The organism is Mucilaginibacter sp. P4_D1, assembly GCF_056401935.1.
Genome location: NZ_JBFUIJ010000022.1, coordinates 104,204 through 114,705, shown reverse-complemented (window position 1 = coordinate 114,705; position 10,502 = coordinate 104,204). Strand labels below are relative to the sequence as shown.

General features: G+C 43.0%; 12 protein-coding genes. 5 read left to right on the top strand and 7 right to left on the bottom strand.

Going from position 1 to position 10,502, the window contains the following annotated elements; translation table 11 throughout:
• Positions 1-231, top strand: a 231-nt coding sequence (locus AC1DV1_RS18730) for a transposase (RefSeq protein WP_477361980.1), incomplete at its 5' end; no start/stop codon positions are given.
• A 207-nt stretch (positions 232-438) separates the two neighbouring features.
• The gene (locus AC1DV1_RS18725; RefSeq protein WP_477361978.1) at positions 439-1,146 is read left to right on the top strand and encodes a DNA alkylation repair protein; all 708 of its coding nucleotides are present in this window, start codon (positions 439-441) and stop codon (positions 1,144-1,146) included.
• A gap of 118 nt (positions 1,147-1,264) precedes the next feature.
• Here the strand turns inward: AC1DV1_RS18725 and AC1DV1_RS18720 are convergent, their stop codons facing one another.
• Both AC1DV1_RS18720 and AC1DV1_RS18715 read right to left on the bottom strand, forming a co-directional pair.
• Positions 1,265-1,576, bottom strand: a complete 312-nt coding sequence (locus AC1DV1_RS18720; RefSeq protein WP_477361976.1) for a hypothetical protein — start codon at positions 1,574-1,576, stop codon at positions 1,265-1,267.
• Between the two features lie 9 nt (positions 1,577-1,585).
• Positions 1,586-2,143, bottom strand: a complete 558-nt coding sequence (locus AC1DV1_RS18715) for a sugar O-acetyltransferase (RefSeq protein ID WP_477361974.1) — start codon at positions 2,141-2,143, stop codon at positions 1,586-1,588.
• A 105-nt stretch (positions 2,144-2,248) separates the two neighbouring features.
• Here AC1DV1_RS18715 and AC1DV1_RS18710 point away from each other — a divergent pair, with 105 nt between their 5' ends.
• On the top strand, positions 2,249-2,659 hold the full coding sequence (locus AC1DV1_RS18710) for a ribosomal maturation YjgA family protein (protein WP_477361972.1): 411 nt from the start codon (positions 2,249-2,251) through the stop codon (positions 2,657-2,659).
• Positions 2,644-3,402, top strand: coding sequence for an oxygenase MpaB family protein (locus AC1DV1_RS18705; RefSeq protein WP_477361970.1), 759 nt, complete (start codon positions 2,644-2,646; stop codon positions 3,400-3,402). Before AC1DV1_RS18710 ends, AC1DV1_RS18705 begins: the two co-directional genes overlap by 16 nt.
• A gap of 59 nt (positions 3,403-3,461) precedes the next feature.
• On the opposite strand, the gene AC1DV1_RS18700 is transcribed toward AC1DV1_RS18705, so the two are convergent.
• Both AC1DV1_RS18700 and AC1DV1_RS18695 read right to left on the bottom strand, forming a co-directional pair.
• Positions 3,462-3,968, bottom strand: a complete 507-nt coding sequence (locus AC1DV1_RS18700) for a hypothetical protein (protein WP_477361968.1) — start codon at positions 3,966-3,968, stop codon at positions 3,462-3,464.
• 67 nt (positions 3,969-4,035) lie between these two features.
• Positions 4,036-4,971: a cation diffusion facilitator family transporter gene (locus AC1DV1_RS18695; RefSeq protein WP_477361966.1), complete on the bottom strand. Its 936-nt coding sequence runs from the start codon at positions 4,969-4,971 to the stop codon at positions 4,036-4,038.
• 199 nt (positions 4,972-5,170) lie between these two features.
• On the opposite strand from AC1DV1_RS18695, the gene AC1DV1_RS18690 reads away from it, so the two are divergent.
• Entirely contained in the window at positions 5,171-5,539 is a 369-nt protein-coding gene (locus AC1DV1_RS18690) for a hypothetical protein (protein WP_477361964.1), read from the top strand.
• 422 nt (positions 5,540-5,961) lie between these two features.
• Here AC1DV1_RS18690 and AC1DV1_RS18685 read toward each other — a convergent pair whose 3' ends face one another.
• The 3 genes from AC1DV1_RS18685 to AC1DV1_RS18675 form a co-directional block, all read right to left on the bottom strand.
• Positions 5,962-8,304: a glycoside hydrolase family 2 TIM barrel-domain containing protein gene (locus AC1DV1_RS18685; protein ID WP_477361962.1), complete on the bottom strand. Its 2,343-nt coding sequence runs from the start codon at positions 8,302-8,304 to the stop codon at positions 5,962-5,964.
• A gap of 12 nt (positions 8,305-8,316) precedes the next feature.
• Entirely contained in the window at positions 8,317-9,339 is a 1,023-nt protein-coding gene (locus tag AC1DV1_RS18680) for a glycoside hydrolase family 53 protein (protein ID WP_477361959.1), read from the bottom strand.
• 77 nt (positions 9,340-9,416) lie between these two features.
• Complete coding sequence (locus AC1DV1_RS18675) at positions 9,417-10,481, bottom strand: glycoside hydrolase family 53 protein (protein ID WP_477361957.1); 1,065 nt, start codon at positions 10,479-10,481, stop codon at positions 9,417-9,419.
• Between the last annotated feature and the right edge of the window lie 21 nt (positions 10,482-10,502).

Genomic DNA, 10,502 nt, shown 5'->3' with positions numbered 1-10,502 from the left:
CATTGGGGGATAGAAAATCAGTTGCACTGGCAACTGGATGTTGGTTTTGGCGAAGACTACAATACCACACGCAACAGGCAGGCCGCTCAAAACCTGGCAGTCGTCAGAAAAATAGCCTTAAATATTCTGAAAGCTGATAAAACCAGCAAGGCCAGCCTGAAGGCCAAACGAAAAATGGCTGGTTGGAACCATAAATTTCTGTTAACGCTTATCGCTAATAAAAATTTCTAATGCGTCAGCCCTGGGAAAAGTTGGATGGATGTGGATATCAGGGTTGCCAGGTTCGGATGTCGGGAGGTGGATCTGGAATGCTGAAATCTCTTTTTTGCCTCGTAGAGGCCGCCTACCTCAGTCCAAACGTAATTCCCCTGTATTGTATGAAGAATCCATTTAGAAAAACCAGGAAATAGTATAATTTTATACATAAATATTGATAAAATGAAAGTAGCCGAAATCATGACCTACCTGCAGGCTAATGGCAGCCAGAGCATCAAAAATATATTGTTAAAACATGGGGTTAAAGAGCCGTTTTTCGGGGTGAAGGTTGAATTTTTAAAAACCATCCAAAAAAAGGTTAAAAAAGATTACCAGCTGGCCAAAGATTTGTATGCCACCGGCAACGCCGATGCCATGTACCTTGCCGGCCTGATTGCCGACGATGCCAAAATGACCCGGGCCGACCTGCAAACCTGGGTTAATGAGGCCGTATCAAACAACATAAGCGAATACACCGTACCGTGGGTAGCCACCGAAGGCCAATATGGATTTGAACTGGCTTTGGAGTGGATAAACGACAGCAGGGATTATGTTGTCGCTTCGGGCTGGTCTACCTTAAGCAATATTGTTTCGTTTAAACCGGATAGCGAACTTGATTTGGGTGTATTGAGGGAGTTGCTAAATCGTGTTGAGCAAAATATCCATTCATCGCCAAACCGGGTACGATCAACCATGAACGGATTTATCATCGCTTTGGGCACCTATGTAGATGCTTTAATGGATGAAGCCATTGCAACGGGCAATAAAATAGGAACTGTATTTGTGGATCAAAACGGAACTGCATGCAAGGTACCGGTTGCTGTGGATTATATTGAAAAATCGCGCGCAAGACGTAAGCCGGGGATGAAAAAGAAGACGGTTAAGTGTTAGGTATCCAAACGCTACCTAAGCTTCATTTGCCAAAATTTTGGCCAGCGGTCCATCCCTCGTTACCAAAGCCGAATACCCGGCAGAGAGCCGGGTTTAAGCCTGCCTATCAAAACCCCTCTCAATAAAATCCCCACTCCCTGTACTCCCCCCCTAAGGAATCCATTGTCCAATGACACAATAGTTCCTGCCGGTTTACAATGGGTGCAATTTGTATACCTTCCTTTAAAAAAGTAAGTGGGTTTAAATAGGGTAACTCCTGTTGTTTCCAATTAATTTCTTCAGGGGCAGTTGCATTATTATAAAGCCATAAATCTCCTATAATTTCTTTGGCCAGTATAAGGTAAGCATACGCTACTTTACCATCATCTTCGATAATGATAGAATAAACTTTATTTTGATCGCAGAATAGCTGTACAAAAAATTCGGACATATGACGTTACTATATCTCCTTTATCACCCTACACGGATTCCCCACCGCCACCACATTAGCCGGAATATCTTTGGTTACTACGCTGCCTGCACCAATGGTGGTATTATCGCCAATGGTAACACCGGGGCAAACAATTACACCGCCACCAAGCCATACGTTATTGCCTATGGTTATAGGCGCAGCATACTCCGGGCCTTTTATCCGTTCGGAAGCTATAACGGGATGATAGGCGGTATACAGTTGTACATTGGGTGCCATAAATACATTATTGCCCAAGGTAACGCGGGCACAATCCAATATAATGCAGTTAAAATTCAGAAACAGGTTATCGCCGGCAAAAATATTAAAGCCATAATCGCAATAAAATGGCGACTGGATATCGATGGCATTGGTAAAGCCACCCAGCAACTCTTTTAACACGCTCCTCTTGCCCTCTTTGTCATCATAATCAAGCGCATTATAACGGGTAAATAATTTACGTGCTTTTGATCGACCGGCAACCAGTTCGGCATCGCTGGCATCGTACAGGTCGCCATCCAGCATTTTTTGAAGTTCGGATTTTTGCATGGTTAAATATATCAATTGTTGGTTAGGAAGCCGATAGCAATAACATTTTAAAACTTGCGAATTAAAATAATATTTATTTACTTTGTAAAACAAAGTACTTTACAAATGAAATTAAATAAAACTTATTTCATACTTACCATACTACTCTTCATAACCGAAGTTTTAATAGGTAAATACATGCACGATAACGTCATAAGGCCTTTTGGCGGCGATTTTTTAGTGGTTATACTGTTGTATTGTTTTGTAAAAGCATTTGTTAACACACCAGTATTGCCTACAGCATTTGGCGTGCTGCTTTTTGCTTACGTAACCGAGGTTTCGCAATATTTTCGACTGGTAAAGTTGTTAGGCTTGCAGCATTCCAAAATAGCGGCACTGTTATTGGGCACTTCCTTTTCGTGGATGGATTTGCTTTGCTATACATTAGGCATAGCATTGGTAACCGGCATCGAAAAAAAACGGCCAACAAACTACTCTTCAATTAAATCAGCATTAAACTCATGGAATATTTTGTAGGCGAGGATTCGATAGTGAGGAAAATTTGGGGCAAGGCCGATACCATCCTGTTTATTTTTGCTGGCGCGGCAGCCGAATTTGCCTTAAACAAAGCGGTTGACTGGCTATACTTTACCGGCCGCCTGCCTGCCGACCCGCTTGGACGATTATTTTCGACCGTTGAATATTCAAGGCAGATCATTTTTTCGGACCAGGAATCGGCTTTAAAAGCTATCGACCGGATAACCGCCATTCACAAAGGTGTTGAAAACAGCCGCGGCGCACAGATTCCGGATTGGGCTTACCGCGATGTGTTGTTCCTGTTGATTGATCTGTCTATCCGGTCATATGAGCTTTTGGAGCGCAAACTAACCCAGGCCGAAAAGGGACAAACCTTTATGGTTTTTAACCGGGTAGGCCAGTGCATGGGGCTTGCTGGCCTACCAAAAAACTACTTTGAATACCTGAATATGCGCGATGAACATTTACAGCATAACCTGGTTCATGGCGAATTGACCTTGGATTTATACAGACAATACAAAAAACACCTTGGCGCTTCACGTTACGCTGTGTTAAAACAGGCGCAACTGCTGGTGGTGCCGCCATTGGTAGGCAAGCATCTTCCGTTAGGAAAACTGACCTGGCTTTTACCGGTGATATGGACATACAAGTTTTTGAGGATGCTGAAGGTGGAAACCTTTTTACGCAATGCCCTGCTCCCGGCTGCTTATAAAGCCCAGATCATTAGCATGGATAATGCTTAGTCGGAAGTCCGAAGTCGGAAGTCAAAAGTCAAAGAACAAGTCACTTTCGACTTCAAGCATTAGCGTAATTGCTGCGTTTCATCGTAACTTAATTGCAGGTAGGCTTCCGTGGCATTAACTGATGGCCTTAAACTGATCATGGTAATTATTAAACATGCCGAAATAAGCAAATAAAATAAATTACCTGTCAATAAAAAGCAAACGATTCCGAACAATGAAGGCCCTTCAAGCAGCGCGTATCTTACAATTAGGGCCGATTGGTATACCTTTAATTTTTCTGAAAGTGTTTTATTGATACCGGACCCTGCCAACGCCTGATGGAACTTTGCCATTTGCTGGTTAAACAAAAAACTGCCTACTACTGTACCCACAACGGCCAATAATGGCACTATGTAAAAATACACGTCGTTCCGGCTGTTTTTATAATCAAAGTAAATGGTGCTTTTATTGGTTATAAAAGCCATTATCATAAACAATACCTGCCCGGCTATTAAGGCCAGGTGTATAATTGATGTTGCTTTTAACGCGTTTTTAGGGGTAGCTGCCGAGGGCTGGTTATAATTCATTGAAGATAAGTTTAGCACTGCATATTAGCTATTTTTTTGAAGATGGAGAGAATTTATTTTATGCTTACTAAACATATAGCTGCATATTGGGGCTCACCTTTTCCATAAAGGTATCGGGCTGGATAATAACAAAATGAATGAGGCCGTACTCATCTTTTACCCGGTTGCGGATGCGAATGATGGCATTATTGATACCTGCGGTATCTAAGTCACTTTTAAACGAAATGATGAGCATCAGCAATACCTCGGTAGGCGATTGATAGGTTGACATGAGGTGCATGAGCTTTAAAACGTCATCATCCTGCTCTACAATTTCGATGATGTGTTTTTTGGTAGTTGCGCCTATCCCCTCGCCCATAAGCAAACTACGGCTTTCGCGCGCCAGTATGATAGAAACAAATATAAGCACCAAACCAACCAGCAATGAGGCCAGGCCATCAAGATAATTGATGTGATAAGTATGACCAATAAACATGCAAACAGCTACGATAACCAGGCCTATAACGGCGGCGCTATCTTCAAACAGCACCAAAAAGGTTGATGGGTCTTTACTCTTGACAATGGCCTGCCACCATGAGAGTTCGCCACGCAGCTTGTTAAACTCTTTAGCCGCTATTAAAAGCGATGATCCTTCGAAAATTACCGACATGCCCAATACCGCATAATTCCAGGTTGGGTTACCCGGAACTTCGGGCGTGATGATATGAGCAATACCCTGGTAAATAGAAACTCCCCCACCAAGGCCAAATATGAGTATCGACACAATGAACGAATAAAAATACAGTTCCTTACCATAGCCGAAGGGATGCTTTGCATCGGGTTTTTTGCGGCTTTGGTGTAAGCCAAACAATAATAATACCTGGTTGGCGGTATCAACCACAGAGTGCACGCCCTCGGCTACCATAGCAGCGCTGTTACTAAAAAAACCAGCTGCAAACTTAGTTAAGGCAATAAGCAAATTTGCGGCCAGCGCAGCGTAAATAGACTTGTTTGATGATGCCATACAAAACCTTAAAGCATTAACGCAATATATTGTTTTAGCAAAAACAGCTATTGTTAAGCGGCACACTTTTACAAGCGCTGACGACTAAATATGTGGGTGGTATTTAGGATCAAAAAGGGGGTATCGCAATTAATAAAAACCAAAGCTTGTTGCCAATGTTATCATTAAAGTTAATTTATTAATTTTTAAATAAATTATTATGAAAAATTTAAAGTTAACAGCAGCAGCTGTAGCATTATCATTTGCGTGTTCGGTAGTTTTTGCCGGTAATCATGCGGCCATCAACGGTACCGGCAACAACGGAATCATCGTGAAAAAAAGCATAGTAACTGATACCATACCAGGTAAAAAGAAAAAGACACCAAAAACACCTGCTCCGGCACCAACACCGGCACCTGTTCCGTCACCAGCTCCTACGCCTACCGACCCGGCACCGGTTCCGTCGCCAGCTCCTACGCCGGTTCCAAATCCGAGTACAACGCCAACGCCAACACCAACACCAAACCCAAGTCCTACACCATCGCCAACACCGATGCCTACAACACCTACGCCAACTAAACCGGCTTAACAATTGGTATTGGCAGCCTGGAGCTAACACTTTGGCTACCCGAGTAGCTATAATCGAGTAGGAAGTAAGGGATTATTTCCCTTACTGTCCTCTCACAGTTCGGCATACAGCGGTTCATTAAACATTAACAGTTTTCTGCAAGGTGGTGATGTCTTTTAGACTTACGAACCCCCGCTATCTTCAAAAAGCCGTTGCTTAAAACTCTCGTAAGGACTGGACCATGAATTACTTTCACCGCCCAGGATTGAACATTCCAGGAACATTGACCACTTTATTAAGGAATAGCAAACCAATCGTTCTTAAACACTTTAACCATATTAATAATTAAAAATCCAGTACCTGTTTAATGATTCACCTTAAACAACTGCTACATTGCAATTCGCTTTTTTCTATTCCGGCGAGTTGCTATGAATAACGTTAGTTTAATTAATAACCTGAACAGCAGTAACAAAACCAGTTGCCGATGCCGATATTTCTATTCGTCCGGTACTTTTTTCAGTTTTTACCAAAAAAGCTGCTATCCCGGCATCTGCGTTAACTTTTTYGTCGCCAATTATTTTCCCGCCGCCAATCAGGCCTAATGCTATCTCCTGCTTTGCATCTGGAATAACCGTTCCGTTTTTATCAACTATTGATGCATATACAAATATTACATCAGCTTTACCGGCATCAAGCTTTTTGCCGCTATAATCAACAGTTAGTTTAATAGCACTGGCACTTAATGGGGTTCTGCGTTCAACAGATTCCACCACTGTACCATTAATATATCCTTTGGCAGTAATAACGCCCGGTTGATAGGCAACATTAAAAGTAAATGGAGCATGCTTCAGGTTATTACTCATTTTGCCAGTATCGGGCTTTTGTTTACCAATTAATTTACCATTTAAAAACAACTCCACCTGTTGGCAATTGCTATACACCTTAACATTTTTTGTGGCTGGGTTGTCCCAGTAACTGGCTATAAATAGCATTGGTTTACTTTCACTAATATCGCGTTGGCTTTGGTAAAAGTAATAAGCAAATTTAGGCAGCCTGAAAATGTCCATAATGCCCGATGATTCAATATCCGGAGCATAGCCGCGTTTATAGTCAAACATCAGCCAGCCGGCATCGCCGGTAATGTTCCCGTTAAGGTTGTCGTTATGCGCTTCCTGGAAATTTGCTGCCTGTTGCAGCATCCGTTTTTCACCGTCGCCACGTAACTGGCGGGATGTTTTTTCCTCGTCTGTGAGGTCTTTATATTGGGTTTGGTTAAAGCCTGCATTTTGGGCATAGTATTCCCAGTCGCCATATTCGGCAATGAAAATAGGTTTGCTATTAAAATTTTTCCAGTAATTGGGTGCTTTAGCGTGCTGGCGGGCGGGGATAAATACATCATACACCGCATTCATCCAACCGCACGTGTAGGTATCAGCATAGGGCAACTCCTGGTGAACAATAGCCTGCGCCTTTTCCATGTAGTCGCGTTTCATTTCTGTTTCATTCAGCGAAGCTTCCCATAAAATAATGGAGGGATGGTTCCTGTCACGACGGATCATATCGGTTATGTTTTGCAGGCTGTTTTGCTGAAAAATTTCATCGCCAAAAAACTGCCATCCAGGGGTAGAGTCCATCACAAAAATGCCTAACTGATCACAAGCATCTAAAAACGAAGGCGAGGGCGGATAATGCGAGCATCGCACAAAATCATACCCTGCCTGTTTTATTTTATAGGCATCGCGGTATTGGGCATTATCTGATAAGGCGTAACCTATGTATGGATATTCCTGGTGGCGGTTGGTGCCACGTAGTACATATTTACTCCCATTAAGGTAAAATCCATCATTTTTAAAGGCGATTTTCCTGATGCCGGTTGATGTGGATACAGAATCTACTATCCGGCCATTGCTGAGTATCTGCACAACTACTTTATATAATTGAGGATGTAACGGCGACCATAATGCCGGGCTTGCAACCGATATTTCCTGCTGTAGTGATGCTGTATCTTTTGAATTGATATCGGCGGCGATAACATGAGCCGGGCCAACTAATTTTCCCGCGGGACTGTACAACGTGGCTTTGAGTTGTATATGCTGTTTTATAGCCTGATCGTTTTTTATCTGTACTTTAATTTTTAGTTGTGCCTGGGTTGCTGATATATTACTATAATGCAGCAATACTCCGCCTCCGTTTACCTGGCTGGCATCTACCGCATCGGTTATGTGTATCTTATTTTTTTTGATTAGCCACACGTTACGGTAAATACCGCTATAAAAGTTAAAGTCGAGGTCTTTAATAGGTTTCCCTGGCGGGATAATCGGGTTATCATGATTGTTCAACCTAATGAGCAGGCAATTCTCTTTTCCGTAAAATGCTTTGCCGGTAACATCAATATAAAAAGGTAGGTAGCCACCTGTGTGGGTCATGAGATATTTTCCGTTCAAATAAACATCGGCCAGGTTCATAGCAGCATCTATGCGAATAGCGATGTGCTTCTCCGCGTCGCTTTTATCGAGCGTAAAAAACTTACGGTAAAAACTAATACCCTGCCATTGCTGATTGATTTTTATGACTGGTTCTATATTAACAGTATGCGGCAGGCTGATCTGCTGCCAGGCATTGGCGTTGTTGCTATGGCTAAAAAGTTGTTGATTGATGCTGGTATCGGCATCTTTTATAAACTGCCAGTTGTTATTGAACAGTGTAGTCTGGCTTGTTTTATCGCTTTGGGCATTGGCTATAACCGCAGTAAAAACAATAAGGTATAACAGGAAAAATTTCTTCATTTAAAAAAGAGGTTACTGACTGATGTGATAGTCTTTACTAATGTTGGTATAGGTTTTTATATGATCGTTTGTGTTGCCTTGCTTGTCAACAAAAGTTTCGCCCCAGCTAAAAGGTTCCCATATAAAGGAGCCTTTAACTTTGTTGCCGGGCAGTGATAGGGCAATATCATTTACCTCGCGCTTGTGCTGTGAGTACTCGGCCACTATTACATCCTGCTTGTAGCGGATATTCAGGTCGGTTAGGTTTTTCTTCAGGCTATCAGGCGTACCATGCCATTCGGGGTAGTAAGATTCGCCGATGATATCAAAGTTCACGCCACGCCTGAGCATATTATCCAAAAAATATCTCGATTCGACATTTTGACCGCCGCAGGCAATATGGAGCATTATCCGGATGTTACCATTAACAGCCTTTACACCGCTAATCCCTGCTTTTAAAAAGCCGGCCAGGGTATCAAGATTTTTAAGTTTGCCATCGGGCCATAAAATGCCGTGGTTAATTTCGTTGCCTACCTGCACCATATCGGGCAGGGTGCCTTGCTTTTTAAGCTCTTTTAAAGTAAGGATGGTAAATGCTTTAATGGAATCCTGCAGTTGTTGGTTATCCAGATTTTTCCAGGCCGCGGGTTTGAATTGTTTACCCGGGTCGGCCCAGGTATCGCTGTAGTGAAAATCGAGCAGGAAGCCCATACTGGCAGCTTTAATTCGCCGGGCCATCTTTTTGGTGTCCTCTAAACCACAATAGCCCTTTGCCGAGTAGCCGCTATCGGCTTTAGGATTGTTGAAGATACGCAGCCTTACATAGTTAAAACCATGATCCTTTAGTAACTGAAAAGGATCTTTACTTACACCATCATCATAAAACTTGTGACCTTCGCTTTCCAGCTGGGGAATGAAGGAAATATCGGCACCGAGGATCTGCTTAAACTTAACAGATTCCGGATTGGGTGATGCTTGTTTGTAGGCTGATAAGGCACCAATTACAAGTAAGCCTGCCGCAAAATATTTTAACCGGTTTAAACTTAATATACGCATAAAGTTATCATGTTAAACATCATTTAAATGCATAAATAACCGGGTGGTATAGCATTACACACCCGGTTATTAAATTTTTAGTGCACAAAGGCATCCATGGCAACAGTTGGTTTACCGCTGCTGTCAAAAGCACCTAAAGTATAACCCTGCCAGCTGCCATAAGCTTCCGGCTCCCAATAAAATACGCCTAATCCGCCAGATACAGACTTAGTTTTGGTGATCAGATCGGGGAGGAATGATTTACTGGTTGAGGCGGCAGTTACATCCATGCCAGCTTCACAGATCATTACCTGTTTGCCATATCGACTTACCATATCCTGCATGTTAGTCAATACCTGGCTGTTTATAGAAGCCCAGTTGCTGGTTGACGGATATACCGAAAAGCCGCAGATATCCCAGCTGGCGCCGTTCGCTTTCAGACCATCAAAAATCCAACGGGTGGTGGTGTTATTAAAGCCGTTAGCCACATGTACAATTACCAGGGCCGATGGGAAAATTGCTTTTGTAGCATTATAGCCGCAATTAACCAGCCAGGCAAAGTTTTTAAAGTTAGTAGCCGATACCGATGCGCGGCCGTCCTGCCAAAGCATACCATCGCTGGTTTCGTTGCCAACCTGCACCCAGGTTGGGGTAATGCCATTTGTTTTTAAGGTGTTTAAGGTATTATAGGTATAATTATAAACTGTATTCATTAAAGTAGTAAAATCCTGGCTTGCCCATGCTGCCGGCTTGGTTTGATGACCGGGATCGGCCCATACATCACTGTAGTGAAAATCTATCAGGATACTCATCCCAGCTGCGGCGGCCCTTTTGGCCTTAGCTACCACATCAGCGGTGTTGCACCAGCCGTCAGACGGGTTTACAAAAACCCTTAAACGAATTGCCGTGATGCCCTTCCCCTTTAAAATGGTGAACAAATCCTGTTGTGTGCCGCTGCTGTTATAAAACTTTTTGCCCGCCGCTTCCATCTGCGTTACCCAACTGGCATCAGAGCCATAGGCAAAGGTGGTGGTAGCCTCGGTTTTCAGCTTTGGCGCAGCAGCTGCGGGCGTTGTAGCGCTTTGTTGTTTGGCGCTCTCTTTGGTACAGCTCATGCTTAAGCAAAGCATAACTGCTGATGATAGTGCGATGATCTTCTTCATAATTTGATTGTTTTTAATGGT